We start from the raw sequence: 24,812 nt of genomic DNA, 5'->3' as shown, positions 1-24,812 counted from the left end.
ATACCAAAAAAAGAAACCGATGAAACCGACATATAAAAAATATGGACAACGGATGCTGATCGTAGTATTGGCATTGTTCCTGTGGAACTGTAGCGATGACGATAATAACGCGGAAGGAGATGGGTTGAGCAGAATGTTCACTCCCGGTAAAATAGACGCCGAAAGCCGTACCACCTCCGTAAAACTTACCTGGCAACCTTCTTTGTATACCGGGGGATTGGATGTTACCTATACCGTACAGGTATCCCGGGATACACTTTTTGCCGATGCGAGCGGTGTAGAGTATGAAGAAGTAGTGGATACCGCAGGCGTAACACTGACCGATGCAAACATTGCTTCCCGGCGTAAATATTTTGCGCGTATCAAGGCCAATGCCCTGGACAATACTGCGGAATCCTACTGGATGACCAGCGGAAGCTTCGCCATACAGGGCGTTCAGAATATGCTCCCTGTTTACGATCCGGAGCGCCGGGCCACTTCCGTAACCCTGCGATGGAAAGAAGGGACGGAATTTAACCGGATGGAGATGACCCCCATAATCGGAGTAGAAGAAGACGGAGAAGGTATTTTAGGAGAACCGGTTGAAATACCCCTGAACGCAGATGATGTCGCTTCCGGGTTTAAAGTATTGGAAAACCTGGAACCCCGCAGGTCCTACCAGGTAGAAATATATCAGAACAGCAGCAGTATGGGATATGTAGCCTTTACCACGCGCTTGCAAACGGTTTATGCCTACACCATTAGCCCGGGGGATGATCTTAAGGCGGCAATTGACAATGCCGGAGATGGTGAAGTTATAGGATTGGAGCCCGGAATTTATGAACTTTCGGATGTAAAGATCAATATAGATGGAAAAAACGTAGTGTTAACATCTACAAGCAGTAATCCCGAAAACACCATAGTTAAGATCAACCAGTTTACGATGATGGGAGATAATGCCGGGCTGAGTTTCTCCGGGATAACTTTCGATGGTACAGGAAATAATTACTTCCTGGATGTTACCTCTACAGGGGCTGCTTTCCGGAATATCAAGGTAAATAACTGTGTTATAAAGAACATAGGAACCTCTGCTTTCCGTACGGACAGGGCGAATATGCACCAAATGGATACGATACAGTTCCGCAATACCAGGTTCCGGGATATAGGAGGAGGTAACTATTGGCTGCTCCACCTGGAGAAGGCAGAGATAGGCTATGTAGAACTCAATAACTGTACTATACAGAATATCGATAAGGGGATTATTCGTATGTCAAGAGATATCACTACTATGCCTAAAGTTGTCATAGATCATTGTACAATCAATAATTTCGGAGGACTTGGCGGAAATCACAACCTTTTTGACGGTGGAAGTAATGCCATTGACCTTACCATACAGAATAGTATCCTGGCCAATATGCCCTATGAAGGCAGCACGGTGGGGACAAGTGTATTACGTGTAAACAACGATGCGGCAAAGGTGAACATCAGTAATAATAATTTCTATAATCTTACTGCCGACGGAGAACAGCCTGTAACCTTCCCGGACTATAGCTATCTGACCATGCAGAATAACCTGGAAGAGACTCTGGACTGGAATGCTTCTACCGAAGATTTTTCCCTGCCACAGGATTCCCCGCTTCGTACTTTAAGTACGGAAGGGCGTGCACTGGGAGATGTTCGCTGGACGTATTGAGACAACAAATATCGGTGTTCCCGGTGCCATCCGTGCCCGGGGATACTGTTTATGTTATAGGGCTAGTGAATAAAAATGTAATATAAAAACATCCGGTTACCATGAGACTAAAATACGGCTTAGGATTAACATTGCTGTTTATTGCTTTAGTGTATTGCAGTAGTAGCGCTGAACAGGACATAACAGATAACCCGAAGGGAGAACCCTCCGGGGAATTGGAAGAGCAGCAAACCAACCCGATAGAAGAAGAAGCTTTGGCATTTCCCGGAGCAGAAGGTTTTGGCAGGGATGCCACGGGTGGAAGGGGCGGAAAGGTTATTAAGGTAACCAATCTCAATGATTCCGGCCCGGGAAGTTTCCGGAGTGCCCTGGAAACAGAAGGACCAAGGATCGTGGTGTTTGAAATATCAGGTAATATTGCTTTGCAGAACCGTTTGGTGATACGTAACGGGGATATTACCATTGCCGGGCAAACAGCCCCCGGCGGAGGTATTTGCATAAAGGATTACCCGGTGGTAGTTGCTGCCGATAACGTTATTATACGCTTTATGCGTTTCCGTATGGGAGACGAGGCACAGCAGGAAGCCGATGCCCTGGAATCCCGCTTTCAAAAGAATATTATTATAGATCATTGCTCGATGAGCTGGTCTACCGATGAATGTGCTACTTTTTACAGTAACGAAAATACTACCGTACAATGGTGTTTTATCACCGAAAGTCTCAGGAATTCCGTACACGGCAAGGGATCACATGGTTACGGGGGCATATGGGGAGGTAAAAATGCTTCTTTCCATCATAATCTTCTGGCACATCACGACAGTCGTAACCCGAGACTGGGGGAACGTGTCGATGAATCCTTTGCGCTGAACGGCCTTACCGATCTGCGTAACAATGTTGTTTATAACTGGGGAAACAACAGTGCCTACGGGGCCGAAGCGATGAATGTGAACATAGTGAACTGTTATTATAAACCGGGACCTGCCACACCGCATTCCAAAAGAGAACGTATTATTTCCATAGACAAATCCCTGGACGATAATTCACCGGTACACAATACCTGGGGAAAATTTTATGTGAGTGGTAATTATGTAGAAGGAAGCGACAGGGCTACTGAAGATAATTGGGAATACGGCGTATATAACCAGTTCCACAATAAATACAATATCACGGAAGGGGAAAAAGAATCGCTCCGGTTGTCTTCTCCGCTTGATGTTCAGGATAACATAATCACGCATACGGCACAAGAGGCTTATGAAAAAGTCATACAATTCGGAGGTGCTTCAATAAATCGTGACGAAGTGGATAAAAGGATAGCGGATGAGGTGATACATGGTAGCTATACCTTTGAAGGCTCTAATGGCAGTACCAATGGTATTATAGATACCCAGGGAGATGTGGGGGGATGGCCCGAACTGCAAATCGTGGAAGCTCCGAAAGATACGGATGGAGACGGTATACCGGATGCCTGGGAGGAAGCTAACGGATTGGATCCGTTGGTAGCCGATTCCGATAACCGTGATTTAAGCACGGCATATGACAATATAGAAGTGTATGCCAACAGTTTGGTTAAAGTTGTAACAGATGGACAGAAATAGCCGGTCCGTACGGCACAGATGATATAAGGTAGATAAGCAGATTCTAAAAAAGATATGGTAATTGTACGGACATCGGATAGGATACGTCATAGTATTAATAAACCATTCCTAATTTGTCTTTTTTGTAAAAAATACACTAAAAAATTTGTGGATAGTTTATTTTTGTATACTTTAGTGCAATCGATTACAAAATGCTCAATCATCTATTAACTAACTAATTTTTTAACAATAATGAATTGTAAGCTATTCTCTATGGTACCTGTAAAGGCCGTTTGGGCTTTCTTTTTATTGGGGAGTTTGTTTTTATCACAATCCACCTATGCCCAGGAAAAGACAATTACAGGCACGATAACTGACGAGCAAGGAGTGCCGTTGCCGGGGGTGAACATCCTGGTACAGGGCACAGCAACCGGAACTCAAACCGATTTTGACGGTAATTATGCTATTGATGCCGCGCCGGGACAGATCCTGGTATTTACCTATATCGGACTGAAAAAGGAAGAAAGGACTGTCGGGAATTCGGATACCGTTAGCCTGCAGATGAGAGAAGATGCCGAGGCATTGGATGAAGTTGTGGTTATCGGGTACGGAGCAGTGAAAAAATCGGACCTTACCGGTTCCGTAGCCTCAGTAAAAGAACGTGACCTTACCTCTATACCCGTTACTAACGCCCTGGAAACCATGCAGGGGAAAGTGCCGGGGGTAGACCTTACCAAATCCAGTGGACAAGCGGGAGCCGGTCTTAATTTCTCCATACGGGGAAACCGCTCCCTGAACGCCGATAATGGCCCGTTGGTAGTAGTGGACGGTATGATCTACGGTTCTACACTCGACGTAAACCCTAATGATATCGCTTCTGTGGAAGTACTTAAAGATGCATCCGCCACCGCTATATACGGAACATTGGGAGCAAACGGGGTTGTATTGATTACTACCAAGAGAGGTAGATCCGGAAAGAGTAAGGTTTCCGTGAACAGTTACTACAGTTTACAAACCCTTGGAGGATATGCGGATATTATGACCGGCCCGGAATGGGTACAATTGCGAAGAGAATCCAGAAGGACCGTAGGGGAATGGAACAGTCCGGCAGATGATGCCAATATTTTTAACCCTACCCAGTTGCAGAATTTTCAGAACGGTATCTGGACAGACTGGGCAGACCGGCTTCTTGGCACCGGTAGCCAGCAAAACCACCAGGTAAGTGTTTCGGGAGGGTCCGAAAAGACTACATATTATTTCTCTATGGAATACTTCCGGGAAGAAGGGCTTTTGCAAAACGATAACCTGGATCGTTACAGTGGTCGGTTGACCGTAGACCATAAAGTGCTGGACAACCTGAAACTCTCCACCAATATTATGTATACCATGAAAGACCATGACCGGAGGAGAGACCCGCTCAACCAGGCGAACAAAATGAGTCCACTGGGCAGGCCCTATGATGATGAGGGAAACCTTATTACTTTTCCCGTAGGTGATAGTTCTACACTTAACCCGTTGGTAGATGAACTACCCGGAAATTATAAGGACAATGAAGACAACAAGCGTTTCTTCGGTAATATCAGCCTGGACTGGACACCTATAGAAAACCTCACATTCACCTCCCGCCTCGGGATAGACCATATGAACTTCCGGAGAGGTGTATTTTCGGCTACCAATACCCTCGAAGTGGGTGCGGATGGCCTGTCACTGGCCAGTGCCGAGAACGGAACCTTTAACCGGACCACCTGGGAAAACTTTGCCAATTATACTTACACTACCGGGAAACATAAAATATCCGGATTACTCGGTACCAGTATTTGGAAAACTACGGAAGAAAATTATACCGCGGAAGGAAGGGACCTGGCTTCGGCTACGATGCTGTTCCACAATTTAGGTGGACTGCAGTCCCAGATACGGGTAAACAGTAAACTGGAAGAAAAACAACTGGCTTCTTTCTTCGGAAGGGTCAATTATAAATATGCGGACAAATATCTCTTTACCCTGTTGATGCGGGCAGACGGTTCTTCCGTACTCGCACCGGGCAACAAGTGGGGGTATTTTCCTTCCGGGGCATTCTCCTGGGTGCTTAAGGAAGAGAACTTCTTAAAAGACAACCAGACCATATCACAGTTAAAAGCCAGGATAAGCTACGGTATATCCGGTAATAGCGCAGTGTCACCGTACCAAACTCTAGGAAGCCTTTCCAAAAGTACTTACGCATATGACCAGGGTACGGACGAAACCCCGGCATTCGGATATTACCCGTCACTCATAGCTTCCAATAACCTGAGTTGGGAAACCACGGCAACGACCAATCTGGGTCTGGACTTCGGTTTTTTCAATAACCGGATTTCCGGGTCTCTCGATGTATACGAGCAAAATACCAGTGACTTGCTGATGCAAAGGGCGTTGCCTACATCATCCGGATTTAGCACAGCATGGGACAATATCGGTAAAACCCGTAACAGGGGACTCGAACTCTATATCAATACTATAAACATCGTACCGCAAAACAACGGCTTTGGATGGAGTTCCGACATTACATTTACAACAAACAAAGAAGAAATACGGGAGCTTCCGGAAGGAGACCGCGACCTGGCCAATGGCTGGTTTGTCGGACAACCGATCGAATCTTTCTACGATTATGAGAAATTGGGTATCTGGCAACTCGACGAAGCGGAACAAGCTGCTTCCTATGGGCAGGAGCCGGGAGATATAAAAGTAAAAGACCAGGACGGAGACGGAGTGATCACTCCCGAAGACAGGACTATCATAGGAAGTACCGTACCCGATTATACTCTCGGGTTTAACAACAGGTTCAGCTATAGGGGTTTGGAACTTAATGTATTTGTATATGCAAGGCAAGGACAGAGCATTATCAGTGAAGCTGCAGGTTCCTACAAGGTAGATGCCCTGGAAAACGGCCCGAAAGTAGATTACTGGACCCCGGAAAACCCTACCAATGCCTACCCTAGACCCGATGCGGGGACCAGCCGGGCAAGTACACAGTATTACTCTACCTTGCGATATGTGGACGGTTCTTTTATAAAGATCCGGGATATTACCCTGGCTTACAGCTTTCCGCAGTCCGTAACAGAATACCTGAAGATAGCTAAGCTTCGCTGCTATGCTACCGCCAAGAATTATTTTGTATTTAGCAAAATAGATCCTTACGATCCCGAAAGAGGAGGAAACCTGAGTTTCCCTATGACACGACAGTTGGTATTCGGAATTAATTTAGAATTGTAAGAACTCAAGAAAAGCTGGAAATTATGAAATTAAGAATCCTAATATTTACACTTATAGCCGGCGTATTTGCTTCCTGCGAAAGTTTTCTCGAAGAAGATAACAAATCCGGACTTACCGCCGACGCCTATTATTCTACTTTAGAAGGTATAGAAGCACTGGTAAATTCCTGTTACACCCCCATGCGTTTCTGGTATGGGAAAGAAAACGGAATAGCCTTAACCGAAACGGGGACCGATATCTTTACCCGTGGTAACGGTATGGAGAATCCCCCTGTAGCTTTATATAATTCCGATCTGTCGGGGGCCAATGATCCCATAGAGTTTTACTGGACCAGGCTTTATTCTGCCCTGAATACCTGTAACGCGGCGGTAGAACGTATACCCGAATCCCCGCTGGCAGAAAACCTGAAACCGGTTCGTCAGGCAGAAGCGAGGTTCCTGCGTGCTTTCTATTTATGGCATATCGTGGAAACCTGGGGAAGCGTTCATCTCTTCACCGAAGAAGTAAAAAACATACAGGAAACCGCTACCCGTACCCCGGTAGACAGTTTTTACGACCAGATATTCGAAGACTTGGAATTTGCGGTTGAAAACCTGCCGCCTTCATCCGATGATTACGGCAGGGCTAACAGGGCAGCGGCCGAAGCTTTCCTGGCCAGGATGTATCTCACCAGGGGTGAAGATGCCCTTGCATCCCGGCATGCTAAGAATGTAATAAACGACTATGGCTTTTCGCTGGTAGATAACTATGCTGATCTTTGGGATATAAACAATGTAAGGAACCCGGAGATCGTATGGCTGGTAAACTTTACGGCAGACCTGGTGCTGAACCTGGAACTGGAACACCCGGATGATGATATATTACTTCGGGACGGAGGAAATAACTCCCACCTGTTCTTTCTGATGACATACGACCAGTTACCAGGAATGACCAGGGATATAGGAAACGGCCGTCCTTTTGCTCGTTTTATGCCTACTGCGCACTTACTGGATTTGTTCGATGAAACCATAGATTCCCGTTTCGATGCTACATTTCAAAGTGTCTGGTACTGTAATAACCTGAACAATGCCCCGGAAGGCATGCAGCTCGGAGATACCGCGATCTATGCGACCAAATACGTGATCCCCGAGGCAGAGAAAGAAAATAAGCCATATACGGTTATAGACCGAAGCAGGACGTATAATAACAATGATGCACCACAGGTAAGGGACCGTTATGTATCCCTGAGAAAATTCCTCGACCCTTCACGTCAGACCATATCCCAGCAACAGGGAAAAAGAGATGCTTTTGTAATTCGGCTTGCCGAGATGTACCTTATTATTGCCGAAGCCGAAATGAACCAGGGAAATATGGGTGATGCCGTACAATATTTTAACGAGGTGAGAAGAAGGGCGGCCCTGGACGGACATGAACAAGACATGGAGATTTCCGAGGGGGACCTGAATATAGATATGATACTCGACGAAAGAGCGAGGGAATTTGCAGGAGAGCAATTGCGCTGGTTCGACCTTAAGCGTACCGGTAAACTTGTTGAAAGAGTACAGCAATGGAACCCGGACGCATCGGCTAATATCCAGCCTTTCCACCAGGTAAGGCCCATACCGCAATCCCAGCTCGATGCCGTTACCAACAAAAGTGAATTTACCCAAAATGAAGGCTATAACAGATAGTATGTTCTCATAAATTTAGTTTAGTGTTTGAAAGGAGCCCGGTTAGTGTGTTGTTTAATGGGCTCCTTTTTTTAAAATTCCAGTCCTCAATGTCATTCCGAGCCTTTCGACTGTCGCTCAAGACAGGCTAAAGCGAAGAATCCCATTGAAGAGGGATTAGGAATTTAAAGTTCAATCATAACGATCAAACCATGAATACACTTAAAATCACAGTCGTTTTGTCTCTACTGGCCCTGATATCTTGTAAAGACAAAGAAAAAAAAGAAGAAAAAGAACCCGAAACGGAGAAGATAGAAACCATAGCTTCGCCAAAACCTGTCTATGCCGAAATTTCGATCAAGGAAGGTGGCGAATGGCAGGACGGCCCCCGGGACCATAAAGAATACGTAGGCGGTACGTTTAAGAATGTTAATAGCCTGGAAGTTCCCGAAGAACACACCGATCACACCTGGTACATCCGTTACGAAGGCCCGGGTTGGGAAAACAAAAATGTAGGCTATCGCCTGTATCTCGATTGGCGTAATGCTATCGACGTCTGGGGAAAAAAAGTAGATAGCCTCGTATTGCCTTACGTGGGGCAGGACGGTTTCGATTCTTACCACGAACCTGCCGATTGGGGAATGGATGTACTAAAAGTAGCCAAAGGTTTGGGCGTTGGTAGTTACGGCCGCCAGGTTGAAGGAACTACCCATCATTTTAATGTTGTGGCAAATACTTCGGCCAAAGTTGAAAATACGGATAATGAAGCCCTGATAACCATCAATTACAAAGGCTGGGAAACCCCCGGCGCTACTATCGACTTGCAAAGCGAACTCAGCATGTATCCCGAAGGGCGCTATATGAAAGCCGTGCTGAAACCTTCGGAAAAGGTGGAAGGTCTTTGTACCGGTATCGTTAAGTTTGACGATATCGATTTTCTTCAGGAGGAAGGTGAACAATGGGGATACATTGCCACTTATGGCAAGCAATCCCTATCGGGTGACGATGATGACCTTGGGATGGCCGTTTTCTACAAACTTTCGGAAACCGAAGAAACCACTAAAGGCGAACACGACCACCTCGTCATCTTTAAACCGGCCGATGTGGTAACGTACTACCTTCTCGCCGCCTGGGACCAGGAAAAAGACGGAATTACAACCCGGGAAGAATTTACTGCTCATCTGAAAGAACTGTTGGCTCAGTTAGATTCGGAAGGGCAATTGGAGTAGTTTAAAGATTAAACCTATTTAACCGTTTTATAATGAAAATCATCAACCTGAATAAAATTACATGTCTGTTGCTACTTACCGTAGTTGCTTTTTCCTGTAAATCCAAACAGGAAGAAAAAGCTGTATCTCAAGAGGAAGTAAAAATAGTTCCGGAAGATTTGAAGTGGTCCGAACGTATGGCCTTGTCCGAAATGGAACGCTTTCCCGAAGCCTGGCAACTCGATTTCCACACCAAACCCAAATGGAGCTATACGCAGGGGTTGGTATTGAAAGGGTTCGAAAAACTGTATGAAAAAACCGGGAAAGAAGAATATTATAATTACATACAGGCCTTTGCCGATACCATGGTCAATGCCAAAGGGGAAATACTCACCTACGATATGGAAAAGTATAATATCGACATGGTCAATCCCGGCAAGGTATTGCTCTATCTTTATAGCAAGACCAAAAAAGAAGAGTACCTGGTAGCCTTGAAAACCTTGCGTGAACAGTTGGATAATCACCCGCGGACTTCCGAAGGTGGTTTCTGGCACAAAAAGATATATCCCTGGCAGATGTGGCTGGACGGTCTCTATATGGGACAACCGTTCTATGCTGAATACACCAGGACTTTTAACAAAGGAGAAGCCGCAAAAAAAGCTTTTGACGATATAGCCCTGCAATTTCAGCAAATACAAAAACACTCGCGGGACGAGAAAACCGGACTGTTATATCACGGATGGGATGAAAGCCGCGAGCAAAAATGGGCGGATAAAGAAACCGGGACTTCCCCGCATTTCTGGTCCAGGGCCCTTGGCTGGTATGCTATGGCACTTGTAGACGTATTGGATTTCTTCCCCGAAGATCATCCGTCCAGGAAGGAACTGGTGGACTACCTGGGCCAGCTTGCTGTAGCCCTGGCGGATTACCAGGATAAAGATTCCGGACTCTGGTACCAGGTTACAGATCAAGGGGACAGGGAAGGCAATTACCTTGAAGCTTCCGGCTCCTGTATGTTCATTTATTCTCTGGCCAAAGGAGTGCGAAAGGGTTATCTGCCACAATCATATATGGATGTAGCAAAAAAAGGATATCAGGGTGTACTGGAACATCTTATAGAGGTCGAAGACAATGGCATAGTAAATCTTACACAGGTATGTGCCGTGGCCGGACTGGGAGGAAATCCGTATCGCGATGGTACCTATGAATATTATGTCAACGAAAAAATAAGGTCCAACGACCCAAAAGGGACAGGCCCGTTTATCCTGGCCAGCCTGGAATTGGATAAATAGTTTTGTAATTATGAATTCCGGAGTTGTGAATTATCAGGTATTTTTCTTTATGACCTTTAAGTTCCCCTCTCGAGAGGGGTTAGGGGTGTGTTCCTGATGGAAATACATACCTAAATTACGGAGTTATTAGTTCCGGAATTGTAAGATCACGGGGTGTTTTTCCGGGACGGATGACACTTTTAGCTCAGATACATAAAAAATAAACATTACCGATGCATAAAATAAGTACAACCATAGCGTTATTTACCCTATTTCTGTCACAACCTGTTCTGTTCGCCCAGGAATTCGTATCCGAAGCCTGGGTATCCGATAAGGGAGATGGCACCTATATCAATCCTGTTTTGCATGCCGACTATTCCGATCCGGATATATGTAAAGTAGGCGATGATTTTTACATGACGGCATCCAGCTTTAATGCCATTCCGGGACTGCCGATATTGCACTCGAAGGACCTGGTCAACTGGAAACTTATAGGTTATGCGCTGGACCGCCAGCCTCCTTTCGACCATTTCAGCAAGCCACAGCACGGGAACGGGGTATGGGCTCCGTCCATCAGACATCATAACGGAGAATTTTACATCTACTACGGCGACCCGGATTTTGGTATTTATAGGATAAAATCCCAGGACCCTGCCGGACCGTGGGAAGAGCCGGTACTGGTAGAAGAAGGAAAAGGCCTTATAGATGCCTGTCCGCTTTGGGATGACGACGGAAATGCCTACCTGGTGCACGCCTACGCGGGAAGCCGGGCCGGCATAAAAAGCGTTATTGTGGTAAAACCCATGAATGCCGAGGGGACGAAAGTTACAGGGGCCGGTAAACTCGTTTTTGATGGTCACGATGCCCATCCTACGGTAGAAGGTACTAAATTTTACAAAAGGAACGGGTACTATTACATATTTGCCCCGGCCGGGGGAGTTTCTACGGGATGGCAACTGGCCATGCGGTCTGAGCATCCGTATGGACCGTATGAAGAAAAAATAGTCATGGATCAGGGGAAAACCGATATCAATGGCCCGCACCAGGGAGGATGGGTGGAACTCGATAATGGCGAAAACTGGTTTGTACACTTTCAGGACAAAGAAGCTTACGGACGTATTGTACACCTGCAGCCGATGGAATGGAAAAACGATTGGCCGGTAATAGGAGAAGATCGTGACGGGGACGGTAAAGGGCAACCTGTACTAAAATATAAAAAGCCGGGAGTAGGAAAGGATTATCCCGTGGAAACCCCTTCGGATTCCGATGAATTTGACGGAAACGATATCGGCCTGCAATGGCAATGGCACGCAAATCCCAAGGCAACATGGGCTTTTGCGAATCCCGCCGCTGGAAAACTGCGTTTATTCACCGACAAATTGCCGGAGGACAGCAAAAACCTTTGGGATGCGCCGAACCTGCTTCTGCAAAAATTTCCGGCGGAAGAATTTAAAGCCACTACGGCGCTGGAATTTCAGCCTAATACCAAACTGAATAACGAAAAAGCAGGACTCATCGTCATGGGAATGAGCTATGCCTACATTTCGCTGGAAAGTAAAGACGGGGAAATACATATCAGCCAGGTGGTCTGCGAAGATGCGGAACACGGTAAACCGGAAAGAACTACAGAGACAGTGAAATTGAAAGGGAATAAAGTTCAATTCCGGGTAGAAGTGACCAAAGGAGGGAAATGTACGTTCGGCTATAGTACCAACGGAAGGAAGTTTAAGTCTTTAGGGAAGACTTTCACGGCGGTTCCCGGAAAATGGATTGGAGCTAAAGTGGGGCTTTTTGCCATAAGAGATACGAAGATCAATGATTCCGGTTTCGCGGATATCGACTGGTTTCGCATTGAACGTTAAAGATTGGTATGGGATTTAGTGTTGAAAAATATGAGTTATATTAAAAGATATGATGTGCTAAGCAGGAAGATCTGTTTTAGCATGTGTTTTATAGTATTCGCAACCATTTGTTCGGGCCAGGTTACGGACAAACAGCAAAACAGGCCGGTGACAATCTTCACTATAGGAGATTCGACCATGGCGGACAAACCCGTTGAAGGAGGTAACCCTGAGCGTGGATGGTGCCAGCTGCTTCCGGAATTTCTCACCGGTGATGTGGTGGTGGAAAACCATGCGGTCAACGGCAGAAGTTCCAGGAGTTTTATTTCGGAAGGACGGTGGACCGAAGTCCTTTCCTGCCTGAAGAAAGGAGACTTCGTATTTATACAATTCGGTCATAACGATCAGAAGTTGAAGGACTCTTCCAGGTATACCAATCCGTATACGGGTTATCGGCAAAACCTGGAGAAATTTGTAAAAGAGACACGGGAGAAGGGTGGCACTCCCGTACTTTTCACGTCTATAGTACGTAGAAACTTCAATGAATACGGAACCCTTATCGATACGCATGGAGACTATCCGTTAGTGGTAAGGTTGGTCGCTGATGCCATGGAAGTACCCTTTGTGGACCTGCAACGCCTGACGGAAAATATGGAGCTATCCTATGGCCCCGAGAAATCCAAAGAACTGCATTTGTGGTATGCCCCGGGACAACTGGATATTTATCCGGATGGAAAGCAGGACGATACTCATTTATCCGTTAAAGGAGCAAGAGAAGTTTCCGGACTTGCCGTAAAGGCTCTGAAAGATGTAGATCCGAGCTTGTCTGTGTATGTGAAATAGCCTGCTTTCGCGCTGTAAGCGTAATAATCTCCCGGGCTACAATCTTGTCTGTCAGGTTGTATCCGGGAGGATGGTTAAATCATTTCATCTCCCGTTGATCCTATCCTTATTTCCCGGTACAATCTGTCTTTAAGAAAAGTCTGATTACAAGAAAAATAATTGTTAATACAATAGCGGGAAATATTCGCGGTGTTTTGTCTTATTTGTTGCTTTAATCGATTTTTCAGGTTTAAAAATTTGTTTTTGTGAAAATTATGTTAACTTTACTTCTGTGAATGTGTTCGATAACATAAAATACGAACACTGTTGTAAGAAATTATAAACGGCTCCTGTTTTTGCGACCGGATGCTCATTCGGTATGTTGGACCGGTTACGCAAATATTCATGAGTATACTTATAAGAAAATCTTTTTTAGGGTAAACGGATTTCAATTATTTTGGAGACAAACAGGAAAACAGACGATTTGTGGGAAGAACTCCGGAAAGGGAGTACGGTTGCTCTTGGTTCCCTATACGACGAATATGCCGATGTTCTGTTCTCTTATGGTATGCGGATGTCCGGGGACCGAGAAAAGGTTCTCGACGGCATACATGATCTCTTCCTGGATCTGTATAAGTACCGGAAAAAACTTTCACCCTGCTCTAATGTACAATCCTATCTGGTCCGTTCGCTGCAACGAAAGATCAATCAACAATACAGGACTGAGGAAAAAACGGTTTCCGTAGAAAGTACGGGGCAAAATATCCCCGCACCGTTGTATGTGGTAAATTCTACGGAAGAAGAATATATCTTTAAGGAATTACATACGGAAAGAGTAATACGTATGGAATCGTCGTTTAGTTTACTCACCGACAGGCAGCGACAGGCATTATTCCTGAAGTTTAAGGAAGAAAAACCATACGAAGAAATAGCGGAGATCATGAATATTTCCATAGAAACTTCCAGAACCTTGATCTACCGGGCAGTAAAAGTACTGCGTGCCCATTTGCTTCCCTGCCTGCTCATCCTTTCAGGCCTCTTTTTCGGAAAATAGACTTTGATTTACATCACATGGGGATACCTTACCCTGAAACAAAAAACAGGTACACTCCGAAATATATCCGTAAAATATATCGTAGATACGGTATACGGGTTATTTCATCAATCCATATCCCGTTATGGTATCAGCATGGATAATGCATTCCCGTAAAAGATTGAGGGGATTGTCTGTAGAGGTCAAAGAAAGCCGAAGCTTTGAAGAATAGAAAAGATTTAAACGGTATTTTTTTAAATAACTTATTTTGTGGTTGTTATGTATTGTGTTTTTCTTCTTTCTTATTTTTCCGACCGCTGTTTCTCCTTTTTTTTAGGAAAACAGGTTAAATATTTTTAAAAAAATATTTAAAAAATTGTCTATGCGGGATCAAAAATGCTCTCTTATATAGTAAAGGTGTTTTTATTGTGTTCGACAACATTATTTTTCAACAGGAGACAATAATCGAATTACAGTAAACGAAAAAAATAAAACAATACAAGCTACGGTGAATATCCAAAAGGAAGAAAAGAGGGAATTAAAAGAACGGATAATGAGGTCCGTAACAGGCTATAAAAGGCGCGAAAGGATAAAACGGGGAACTCTTGTTCTTGGATGTGCCGTACTGATGTTATCGGCAGGGTGGTTTTATTTGGGAGGAGAGCAACCTTCCGCTATTTATAATTATGCCGGAACCCTGGATGAGGATAGTAAAAAAAACGGGGGCGACGTAGAACTTATTTTAGAAAAAGGACAGCGTGTTAAACTGGCGGAGAGCGATTCTACCATAACCTATTCGCAGACCGGAGGGAAAGTGACTATAGGGAAGTCAAAAACTATTTCCCAGGAGAATACGGATAAAGAAAATACAGCATACAACACGCTTATTGTACCCTATGGCAGGAGGTCCAGGATAGAACTTTCGGACGGCACTGTGGTTTGGCTGAATTCCGGTTCCAGACTAGTGTACCCGACTGCTTTTCCTAAGGATAAAAGAGAGGTTTACCTGGAAGGCGAAGGAATTTTTGAAGTGGCCCATAATACGAAAAAGCCTTTTATGGTACTTGCCGATAACCATAAAATCCGGGTATTGGGAACGGTATTTAATGTGAGCAACTACAAAGAAGATAATTCGGTAAGGACAGTGTTAAAGAGTGGCAGCGTTGAGGTGGAGTATAAAGGAGACGGAATGTGGAAGGGGAAAGAAACCATTAAAATAACACCGGGAACCATGACCGAATACGAAAAGAACACCGGTAAAATGACCTCCGGGGAAGTTGACGTAGAAGATTTCTTTTCCTGGAAGGAAGGCGTGCTGATCCTCAAAAGCAGTAAAATGGAGGATATCGTAAAAAAGCTGTCCAGGTATTATAATATAGAGATAAAGATCGAAGATGAGAAATTGGCAAAAGAGACATTTTCCGGTTATCTCGATTTAAAGGAAAGTGTGGAAAACGTAATACGAACAATAAACAAGACCACCGATTTCAATTATTTCAGATCAGAAGAAAACGACCAATGGATTATTAACTAAAACTTTATTTATGAAACCGTAGAATTACAAAAAGAAACCGGAAGATGCTCCAACATCCCCCGGTGGAAAGAAATTAACCTTACTGTGCTTTACCAGTAAAAATTAATCAACAAACACAACAAAAGTATGAATAAAAATGCTAACCCTGGCTCCTGGGGGAAATTTCCCTTATGGAGGTACTTGTGGACTGCGATGAGAATTTTTCTTCTTTTTATCGGCATCGGATTATCTTCGGTTTATGCAAGTCATTCCTCCGCCCAGACGCGAATGGATATTGATGTCAAAAACGTTACGGTAAAATATTTATTCGAAGAAATACAAAAAAAGAGTGAGTACATATTCTTTTATAAGGATGGCACCTTAGATGAAAACAAACAGGTTTCCCTTACGGCAAAAGACATTACATTACAGGATATCCTGAACCAGGTATTCGGCCAGACCGATCTTACTTACGAACTGGATGGCAGGCAGGTAGTTGTTCGCAAGAAGTCGGCAAAAATACCCGAAGCTGACAAAACCAACAATAACGTTCAGACAGTACAGGGCGTGGAAATATCCGGTACGGTTACAGATCCGGAAGGAATGCCGTTGCCAGGTGCCAATGTGGTGGAGAAAGGAACGGCCCATGGCACACAAACCGATTTTGACGGGAATTATGCTGTAACCGTTTCCGATGAAAATGCCGTATTGCTGGTTTCGTACATGGGCTTTATAAGCCGGGAGATCCCGGTAAACGGACAAACGGAAATACAGATTACCTTACAGGAAGATGTTTCCAATCTCGAAGAAGTAGTTGTGGTAGGATACGGAACCCAGAAGAAAGTAAATCTCACCGGGGCCGTGAGCCAGGTAACGGCAGAAGCCATCGAAAACCGGCCTGTGGCAAATCTCGGGCAGGCTTTGCAGGGCGTGCTCCCCAACCTCAATATCAGTATACCCAACGGAAACCCAAATGCTACCCCTTCTTTTAATGTCAGGGGAGGGACTTCATTATCCGGAAGTGAATTTGTTAACGGAGCTCCTTTTATTTTGGTAGATGGGGTGCAAATGGATATTAATATGCTCAACCCGGAAGACATAGAGAGTATAAGTGTTCTGAAAGATGCTGCTTCGGCAGCAATTTACGGTGCCCGTGCCGCTAATGGTGTGGTATTGGTAACGACCAAGAAAGGAAGACAATCACAAAAACCACAGATCACTTACAGTACTTCTTTCCAGTATAACCGTCCTTCGGCAAGTCCGGACCTCCTGGATGCCTATACCATACAGGATGCAGCGATAAAAGCGGTCGAGTATGAAAACCGCACCCCTTCCGGAGATATGTATGACAAACTGGATGCTATTAAGGCATATATGGATAACCCTGAGGAGAATCCCCCTTATATTATGAGCCCGGGAGGGAGTATAATATGGGTAGCGAATACGAGACCTTATGATGAAGCGGTACGCAACGCCGCACCCATGATGAAGCATAACCTGAGCCTGAGGGGAGGGTCGGAAAAGAATACCTATATGATATCCCTGGGCTACCAGGACCAGGAAGGGATCTATAAAATAAATACGGATAAGTTCAAAAGGTATAATGTACTGGTGAATGTAGGGTCCGAAATAACGGATTGGCTTGGGATGGATTACCAGATCTCCTGGAACAACACGGTATATGAAGAACCCATCAGCCCCGGAGGAAAAGGTAGCTGGTGGTATGCTATGGCGCAGGAACCTTTCCGGAATATCAATATGCCCATCAAAACCCCGGCGGATTCTCCGGTGGGAGAGATATATACGGATAATATCCTCTCCTTTATGAGTTATGGATCGAATAGAAAAAGCATGAACGAGCGCTTGCTTATGAAAATAGCCCCTACCATAAAACTTTTGAAAGGTTGGGATCTGAAAGCAGATTTCTCGTATATGTCCAGGAATTACAGGCGAAAAGAGGTGTTGCCCGAATTATTGCGTGTAGAAAACGATTGGAACAATCTTATAAACTCCCATACCAACCCGTCTTACATAGATAAAACGAGTGATCGCACAGATCAGTATACGCTGAATGTTTACACCAATTACGATACCACATTGGGAAAACACGATATTTCCCTGCTGGCCGGATTTAACCAGGAATGGTTGAGGTATGAACATCTCAGGGGGAGAGGAGAGGGAATTTTATCGCCCAATATTCCTGTGATAAACCAGACTACGGGAAATGAATATGCCTATGATGGTGAAAGCCATTGGGCCGTAAGGGGGGCTTTTTACAGGATAACCTACAATTACGATGATCGTTATTTGCTTGAATCCAACGGACGTTATGACGGCACTTCCAGGTTCCCGAAAGACCGGAGGTTTAAATTCTTCCCATCCATTTCAGGGGCCTGGAGGGTTTCGGAAGAATCTTTTACCGGATTCTTAAAACCAGTATTTGACGAATTGAAGTTCAGGGCGAGTTACGGTAGTCTCGGAAACCAGAATGTAGCCAATTATATCTATATCCCTTCTTACGGAACAGTTTCCCAGGTACAGCATTTGTTTAACGGGATACGCCCCATAGGTGTCAGGCCTCCCGGGCTGGTAGACGCTGATCTGACATGGGAAACTTCTACTACCCTGGATTTTGGAGTAGATATGACACTATTCAACAATAAACTGGACCTCTCTTTTGATTGGTACAGAAGAAAAACCACGGACATACTGATAGCAGGCGATAAATTCCCGGCCGTTCTGGGAGCATCCTCACCCACAAAGAATTCGGGAGCCATGCAAACCGAAGGCTGGGAGTTGGAAGTAAAATGGAGAGACCGGTTTAAGTCTGGCTTCAGATATGATATAGGCCTGAACCTTTGGGATTATCAAAGCGAGGTCGTGACTTTTGACGGAAACCCGAATAAATTATTGAGCAGCTTATACGAAGGACAAAAAATGGGAGAGATCTGGGGTTATGAGACTTCCGGGATCTTTCAGACTGAGGAAGAGATAGAAGCCGCTCCAAGTCAGCATTTACTCAATTCCCAGTGGTTCCCGGGAGATACCCGTTATACCGATCTGAACGGTGACGGCGAAATAAGCCCGGGAGAACAGACGGTGGAGAATCCCGGAGATAAGAAGGTCATAGGCAACAATACCCCACGGTACCAGTTTGGTTTGAATATGAACGCTTTCTGGAAAAATTTCGATCTGAACATCTTTTTTCAGGGGGTAGGAAAAAGGGATTACTGGATAGATGGTTCTCAAAGTTTATACTGGGGAGGATTGGCCAACGGAGCAGGGACCTGGGATATTTATAACAATACCTGGACACCCGAGCGAAGAGATGCTCATTTCCCGGTATATAAAAACAAAGGAGCCAACAGACAGGTGCAAAGCAGGTTTATACAAAATGCAGCGTACATACGCCTGAAAAACCTGGCATTAGGTTACACGTTGCCACAGGAGATCAGTGAAAAGATCAAGGTGGAAAGATTGCGTTTGTCCGCATCGGCCTACAATATCTGGGAATACACTAAAGTACCTGATGTGTTTGACCCCGAATTGATGAGTGCCGATTATCCCATGATGCGGTCTTTTGCACTTGGCTTGCAGGTAACCTTTTAACAACGTTTAAAATATTTCCAAATGAAGAAATTATATATAGTCTTAACAGTATGTGCCGGGCTTCTGGCGGGTAGCTGTAACGATGATTTTATGGAAAGGTATCCCCTCGACCAGATTACCGATGAAAACTTCTGGCAAACAGAACAGGACCTGGAGTTGTATTGCAATGATTTGTATGCTGAGTATATTCGTGGTTTTAGTTATGGGTGGGGGCAAAATAACGTTAGTCCGTATGGCTATAACGAAGCTACTATTCCGTACGGGGACGTTATCACCGACAATGCTGCACCCAATACTTATTCCAGGGTAGCCGCCAACGAATACAATGATCACATTACCGGGGGTAGTGGTAGCGGAGGTTGGAGTTGGGGGAATATGAGAAAGCTCAATTATTTTCTTGATAATTACCAGAGAGGAGATGTAGATCCTGAAGTAAGGAATATATACCTGGGGGAAGTAATGTTCTTTAAAGCCTGGGACTATTATGAAAAAGTAAAGATCTTCGGCGATGTGCCGTGGTATACTCATGTCCTGGAAACCAATTCGGAAGCGTTATATGCACCCCGTACCCCCAGGGAAGAAGTTATGGATTCTGTAATGAAGTTACTTGATGATGCTATTGGCTATCTCCCTGAAAAAGGAGCGCAAAAACCGGGAAGGATCCATAAGGATGTGGCCTTACACCTGAAATCGCGCATAGGCCTTTTTGAAGGAACCTACCGGAAATACCATACCGAACTCGGACTGGAAGGGACTGCGTTTCTGGAAGCTAGTGCAGAAGCTTCGGAAGAGCTGATGAATGCCGGGTATTCCATATATACTACGGGGGATATCAATGAAGATTACCACAATCTTTTTGCGCAGTATTCCTATGCCGATAACCCGGAAATTATTTTATGGAAAGAATACAGTGCCAATGAAAATCTCGGTGTAGCTTTCAGCAGGTACTACGCCCAGAATTTACGCCATCGTCACGGGGCTACCAGGGTCATGGTAGATTCTTATCTGTGTATTGACGGGCAACCGATTGCGAACAGTCCGCTGTTCCAGGGAAAAGATTCCATACAACAGGAAATGCTCAATCGCGATCCGCGTCTGCGGCAAACCATCTGCAATTTCGGTGAGTATGCCCTGGCAGAAGGAGTAATGGGAGCAGATAATGCCCCCTTGCCCAATATTCCCGGCCTTAGCGGAAACAGGTGTCCTACGGGATACCGGGTCGCCAAATGGTTCTTTAATGAGCCAGACGACTGGGGCCTGCTCACACGTGGAATGCAGGCTGCTCCCATATTCCGTTACGCAGAAATCCTGCTTAATTATGCCGAAGCCAAATATGAACTGGGACAGGTATCCCAGGATATCATAGATCAAACTATAAACCGGATAAGGGCCAGGGTAAATATGCCGGCACTTAATCTCGGTAGTATACCTGCCGATCCGGTATTGGACAACGATTATGCGACCTATTGTGATTATGTTCCGGAACCCGTACTCCGGGAAATCCGAAGAGAAAGACGTGTGGAACTGGCCTTCGAGAACTTCCGGTGGGATGACCTGATGCGATGGAAAGCCGGAAAATTTCTCGAAAAACCGGTGGAAGGAATAAAATTCGTACAGGAGCAATTCCCGGGAGTTGTGGTGGGAGCAGATGTATTTCTCAGCGGAGAAGGATATATATTGCCCTATTACGAAGTACTGCCCGATGGCCGTACCTGGAATGACCGTCAGTACTTGTTTCCTATACCCATAGAAGACCTGGTACTCAACCCGAACCTGGAACAAAACCCGGGCTGGGAGTCGAACTGATACAGAGCAAACAGCAGATTTTCCTGTAAAAGCATTTTTTTAAAACCTGTGTAATACGGGCAGGTCTGCTGTGCTCTAAACTATAATTTTCAACCACAGATTACCACGGTTTTAGACAGTCTCTTAGTCGACAAAACCCTTTTTTTGACCAACTATTGTATAACCTTTTAAAACTTTAAAAATGAAAAAAGCAGTTTTTATTTTGTTAATGTCCTTATTGAGTCTTCCCGTTCTCGGGCAGGAGTATGATGAAGAAACTTATTATTTGGTTCCTCATTATTCGATCAATTCTAATTTTGATGTGGATTTCGTTGTCTACCAAAATAACTCTCCCGCCTATTTTTCAGATCCTTTAAGCATACCCATTATCGAATGGTTTGTGGATATGGGGATAGAAAATGTTCAGGTAAGCAGTGGAAGTTCAGGTAGTGGAAACAGTCTTGTTTTACGTGTAAAGTGGGATACTGTTACCCCTCGTCCTTTTGTAGCCGGAGTATACCTGGCTTTTACGGAAGGGAATCAATCTTACAGAGCTTCCCCGAAACCGAATGGGGCATATACCGTAAATTAAAACGGTAAATAAAATTCTTAGAACACCAATTTTCCAATTCGAATCTTTAACAGCAATTCATTAACCTAAAAATCAATTTTAAATTATGAAAACTTTATGCAAATGGACATTGTCCGCGGTGCTATGGAGTACCTTATTCTTAACCTTTTCCTGCGACTTTCCGGGGGAAGGAGAAGAAGTTTTTCCGGAAGAACCGACCCCCGGGTTTGTAACGCATCCGGAAAACCTGAATATCGTATATTTTGTTCCTACCGATAACCCCGCAGTAGCGGATTACGAAGAACGTTTGAGTGAACTTCTCATTTATTTTCAGGACTATGTAAAGTCGGAAATGGATCGTAACGGTTTCGGTCAGAAAACTTTCGGTCTTCCTGTAGATACCATAAATAATCGCGTTAAGCTGGTTACCATCCAGGGAGAACACGACCAGGCTACTTACGATTACGGAAGCGGAAGTAGCATTATCAGTGAGATCAACGCTTATAAACAGGTTCACCCGGAAGATTTCAGCAGTGAGCATACGCTTATAATCCTTCCGGAGCGGACAGATGGCGGAAGTCAGCCTTTCTACGGTTCCGGGAGAAGCTGTTTTGCTCTCGACAATCCCAATATCAAAGTAGAAGAGATTCCCGTAACTTCTTCTAACTATATCGGGGGAATGCTCCATGAACTCGGTCACGGACTGGGACTTTCCCACAATAAAGCAACAGTTTCGGAACAGCAATCTCTCGGAACTTCTCTGATGGGATCGGGAAACACTACTTTCGGAAGACAGCCCACATTTATTACCGAGGTGGATTGTGCAATCCTTAACAGGAACCAGATATTTCAGTCTACGCCGGTACCTGACATATACGAAGGGGCTACAACCACGGCCAGTCCGCAACTGACTTTTGATGATGTTACCCAGAGCCTCCATGTACAAGGCAGCTTTACCAGTGACAAGACCGTAAGTGATATACTGTTCTGGTTAGATCCCAATGTGAACAATGAAGGGTCCGGAGTGAACAAAGACTACAATTCCGTAGGCTGGAGAGGTGTGGTTTTGAGTGGTAATACCTATAGCATAAACTTGCCGGTACAGGAAATACAGGACCACGGAGACTGGCCGTACGAACTGAAAGTAAAACTGCTCATGCAAAACGGAACCATTAAAACCCATACCTATTCTTTTGAATTTGTAAATGGCGAATATACCCCGGAAACCAAAGTAGGGGTGTACCAGCATTCCAGTTATAACGGATGGGGAGTAGAACTCGAAGCGGGCTCATACACAACAAGTCAGCTTGTAGCCCTGGGAGGAATAGACAACGATATCAGTTCCGTAAGAGTGCCCCTCGGTCTTAAAGTTACCCTTTATTCCGAAGATAATTTTACCGGAGAATCCTATGAGGTAACCACAGGGAATGTCTCCTTCTTATCCGCTTTCAACGACAAGACATCTTCCATAATTGTGGAAGAAGATTAGCCAATTACAAAAGTCAAGATGAGCTCAATAAGTATTGACCAAATAAAAAATTACAAATTATGAGGACCTACACAAAAAGAGTGAAAACCGTATTGTTTTGGGGAGCCCTGTCCGTTTTGACGGCGTCCTGTGATTTTCCGTCGGGAACGGGAGATGATCTTCCGCAGCCGGGAGACAGCATTCCGATTGAAGAATCGCTCGGGGCCAGTCGCCTGCAAACATTCGAAGAAGGCCCTACCCAGGGCCAGGTAAAGGAACGCCTGGCACAGCGGGGAAATCACAACGACATGTTACCTACCGGGTTTCACGTAAACCCTTTCGATACGCTGAAAGTAACAGCCAATAAGCTTACCGGGAACCGGATGCCACAGGTCGTGGTGGGAACCCCGTTTCGGGATAACATAAGGCCTATACGGACGTATTACGATGTAGAACAAGGGGAAAACACCTTTGTAGCCGATGAATACGGCGGAACAGTTTACGTTCGTTACGTCACTACCGAAGACCCCAACAGTTCCGCGGAAATCGAATTCGGGGATGGATTTAAAAAAGTGCCTTATTACGTAAAAGGAGAAACCACAAAGGGCGAATGGTTACAGATGCTGGATGTCTTCGGTGATGTAAGAGATGTTATGTTTGTTACCGATCACACCATGCTCACCGTTGGAGTAGAAGACGCCATAACTCATAAAGACGAGGACCAGGACCTGATGTGCGATTACCTGGACAGGATTATGGAGGCGGAAGCTGCAATAAGCGGCCTGGACGGATCGGCTCCCGTTCACGAAAACCGGGATTACAGGTTCCTGCTTACCGTGCGTGACCCGGAATCCGGGGGATATATGGCGGCAAGTATAGCCCTGTATTTTACCCAGGGAATAATAGACAGGCTGCTGCTGCCCGAAAAACTTGGAGGTACCAATGGCTGGGGACCGTGGCACGAAGCCGGGCATGTCCATCAACAGGCCGCCTGGACCTGGTCCACAGTGGTGGAATCTACGGTAAATATCTACGCTCTTGCAGCCGAAAGGGAATTCGGGTTGTCGCCTTCCAGGGTAAGCACGAATAACGAATGGCCCGCCGTAGAAACTTTCCTGGCACTGCCGGATGAAGATCGTAATTTTAATACATCCGCAGCATCCAATGGTGTCCGTATGGCTTTGTTTCACCAGTTATGGCTGGCTTACGGAAACGATTTTTACATTCAGCTACACAAAGAAACCAGGGAGGAAAACCCGGAACCGGGAGATAACAATGACAAAATGCGGTATTTTATGCTGAAATCATGTAGTGTATCCGGTAACGACCTTACCGGTTTCTTCCGGAAATGGGGATTGCCCGTACCCGAAAGCGTATATGACGAAATCGAAGCACTGAACCTGCCGGCGCCGGCGGAAGACCTTACATTGTTACGGGACGAATAGTTAAAATAAAACTTTCGCCCCCGGAAAAACTGCCCGCCATTCCGTTTGCCGTAATAAGTACCGGGAATAGGAGGGCAGATAAAAGTCTCATACTCGATTTGA

16 protein-coding genes are annotated in these 24,812 nt (G+C 45.1%); all 16 read left to right on the top strand.

Annotated features, from left to right (window positions below; genetic code table 11):
• The first annotated feature begins 19 nt into the window (after positions 1–19).
• The 16 genes from ACVBDU_RS05290 (at position 20) to ACVBDU_RS05215 (ending at position 24,710) form a co-directional block, all read left to right on the top strand.
• The gene (locus tag ACVBDU_RS05290) at positions 20–1,672 is read left to right on the top strand and encodes a hypothetical protein (protein ID WP_447178719.1); all 1,653 of its coding nucleotides are present in this window, start codon (positions 20–22) and stop codon (positions 1,670–1,672) included.
• A 101-nt stretch (positions 1,673–1,773) separates the two neighbouring features.
• On the top strand, positions 1,774–3,267 hold the full coding sequence (locus ACVBDU_RS05285) for a pectate lyase (RefSeq protein ID WP_447178718.1): 1,494 nt from the start codon (positions 1,774–1,776) through the stop codon (positions 3,265–3,267).
• Positions 3,268–3,498: 231 nt separating this feature from the next.
• Positions 3,499–6,495, top strand: coding sequence for a SusC/RagA family TonB-linked outer membrane protein (locus tag ACVBDU_RS05280; protein ID WP_447178717.1), 2,997 nt, complete (start codon positions 3,499–3,501; stop codon positions 6,493–6,495).
• A gap of 23 nt (positions 6,496–6,518) precedes the next feature.
• Positions 6,519–8,165, top strand: coding sequence for a RagB/SusD family nutrient uptake outer membrane protein (locus tag ACVBDU_RS05275; RefSeq protein ID WP_447178716.1), 1,647 nt, complete (start codon positions 6,519–6,521; stop codon positions 8,163–8,165).
• 191 nt (positions 8,166–8,356) lie between these two features.
• A complete protein-coding gene (locus ACVBDU_RS05270) occupies positions 8,357–9,373 on the top strand; it encodes a DUF4861 family protein (protein ID WP_447178715.1) in 1,017 nt (338 codons plus the stop codon).
• 32 nt (positions 9,374–9,405) lie between these two features.
• Positions 9,406–10,644 (top strand): glycoside hydrolase family 88/105 protein, encoded by a 1,239-nt coding sequence (locus ACVBDU_RS05265; RefSeq protein ID WP_447178714.1) that lies wholly within the window; start codon positions 9,406–9,408, stop codon positions 10,642–10,644.
• A 212-nt stretch (positions 10,645–10,856) separates the two neighbouring features.
• Positions 10,857–12,485, top strand: coding sequence for a glycoside hydrolase family 43 protein (locus ACVBDU_RS05260; protein ID WP_447178713.1), 1,629 nt, complete (start codon positions 10,857–10,859; stop codon positions 12,483–12,485).
• 30 nt (positions 12,486–12,515) lie between these two features.
• Positions 12,516–13,307, top strand: coding sequence for a rhamnogalacturonan acetylesterase (locus ACVBDU_RS05255; protein WP_447178712.1), 792 nt, complete (start codon positions 12,516–12,518; stop codon positions 13,305–13,307).
• Positions 13,308–13,743: 436 nt separating this feature from the next.
• Entirely contained in the window at positions 13,744–14,340 is a 597-nt protein-coding gene (locus ACVBDU_RS05250; RefSeq protein ID WP_447178711.1) for an RNA polymerase sigma factor, read from the top strand.
• 3 nt (positions 14,341–14,343) lie between these two features.
• Positions 14,344–14,496: a hypothetical protein gene (locus tag ACVBDU_RS05245; protein WP_447178710.1), complete on the top strand. Its 153-nt coding sequence runs from the start codon at positions 14,344–14,346 to the stop codon at positions 14,494–14,496.
• A 331-nt stretch (positions 14,497–14,827) separates the two neighbouring features.
• Entirely contained in the window at positions 14,828–15,853 is a 1,026-nt protein-coding gene (locus ACVBDU_RS05240) for a FecR family protein (RefSeq protein ID WP_447178709.1), read from the top strand.
• Positions 15,854–15,979: 126 nt separating this feature from the next.
• Complete coding sequence (locus ACVBDU_RS05235; protein ID WP_447178708.1) at positions 15,980–19,441, top strand: TonB-dependent receptor; 3,462 nt, start codon at positions 15,980–15,982, stop codon at positions 19,439–19,441.
• A 21-nt stretch (positions 19,442–19,462) separates the two neighbouring features.
• Positions 19,463–21,247: a RagB/SusD family nutrient uptake outer membrane protein gene (locus ACVBDU_RS05230; RefSeq protein WP_447178707.1), complete on the top strand. Its 1,785-nt coding sequence runs from the start codon at positions 19,463–19,465 to the stop codon at positions 21,245–21,247.
• 181 nt (positions 21,248–21,428) lie between these two features.
• Positions 21,429–21,818: a hypothetical protein gene (locus ACVBDU_RS05225; protein WP_447178706.1), complete on the top strand. Its 390-nt coding sequence runs from the start codon at positions 21,429–21,431 to the stop codon at positions 21,816–21,818.
• Positions 21,819–21,903: 85 nt separating this feature from the next.
• On the top strand, positions 21,904–23,286 hold the full coding sequence (locus tag ACVBDU_RS05220) for a beta/gamma crystallin family protein (RefSeq protein WP_447178705.1): 1,383 nt from the start codon (positions 21,904–21,906) through the stop codon (positions 23,284–23,286).
• A gap of 59 nt (positions 23,287–23,345) precedes the next feature.
• On the top strand, positions 23,346–24,710 hold the full coding sequence (locus ACVBDU_RS05215; RefSeq protein ID WP_447178704.1) for a M60 family metallopeptidase: 1,365 nt from the start codon (positions 23,346–23,348) through the stop codon (positions 24,708–24,710).
• Positions 24,711–24,812: the final 102 nt, after the last annotated feature.

Source organism: Sinomicrobium endophyticum, assembly GCF_052983315.1.
The sequence above is the reverse complement of the archived record's forward strand: the minus strand, read 5'-3'. Positions and strand labels throughout refer to the sequence as shown.

What these genes read in the sequence shown, in the direction of transcription:
- ACVBDU_RS05230 (WP_447178707.1), top strand. Translation starts at nt 19,463, where the DNA reads ATGAAGAAATTATATATAGTCTTAACAGTATGTGCCGGGCTTCTGGCG.
- ACVBDU_RS05220 (WP_447178705.1), top strand. Translation starts at nt 21,904, where the DNA reads ATGAAAACTTTATGCAAATGGACATTGTCCGCGGTGCTATGGAGTACC.
- ACVBDU_RS05260 (WP_447178713.1), top strand. Translation starts at nt 10,857, where the DNA reads ATGCATAAAATAAGTACAACCATAGCGTTATTTACCCTATTTCTGTCA.
- ACVBDU_RS05280 (WP_447178717.1), top strand. Translation starts at nt 3,499, where the DNA reads ATGAATTGTAAGCTATTCTCTATGGTACCTGTAAAGGCCGTTTGGGCT.
- ACVBDU_RS05255 (WP_447178712.1), top strand. Translation starts at nt 12,516, where the DNA reads ATGAGTTATATTAAAAGATATGATGTGCTAAGCAGGAAGATCTGTTTT.
- ACVBDU_RS05215 (WP_447178704.1), top strand. Translation starts at nt 23,346, where the DNA reads ATGAGGACCTACACAAAAAGAGTGAAAACCGTATTGTTTTGGGGAGCC.
- ACVBDU_RS05225 (WP_447178706.1), top strand. Translation starts at nt 21,429, where the DNA reads ATGAAAAAAGCAGTTTTTATTTTGTTAATGTCCTTATTGAGTCTTCCC.
- ACVBDU_RS05270 (WP_447178715.1), top strand. Translation starts at nt 8,357, where the DNA reads ATGAATACACTTAAAATCACAGTCGTTTTGTCTCTACTGGCCCTGATA.
- ACVBDU_RS05285 (WP_447178718.1), top strand. Translation starts at nt 1,774, where the DNA reads ATGAGACTAAAATACGGCTTAGGATTAACATTGCTGTTTATTGCTTTA.
- ACVBDU_RS05265 (WP_447178714.1), top strand. Translation starts at nt 9,406, where the DNA reads ATGAAAATCATCAACCTGAATAAAATTACATGTCTGTTGCTACTTACC.
- ACVBDU_RS05275 (WP_447178716.1), top strand. Translation starts at nt 6,519, where the DNA reads ATGAAATTAAGAATCCTAATATTTACACTTATAGCCGGCGTATTTGCT.
- ACVBDU_RS05290 (WP_447178719.1), top strand. Translation starts at nt 20, where the DNA reads ATGAAACCGACATATAAAAAATATGGACAACGGATGCTGATCGTAGTA.
- ACVBDU_RS05235 (WP_447178708.1), top strand. Translation starts at nt 15,980, where the DNA reads ATGAATAAAAATGCTAACCCTGGCTCCTGGGGGAAATTTCCCTTATGG.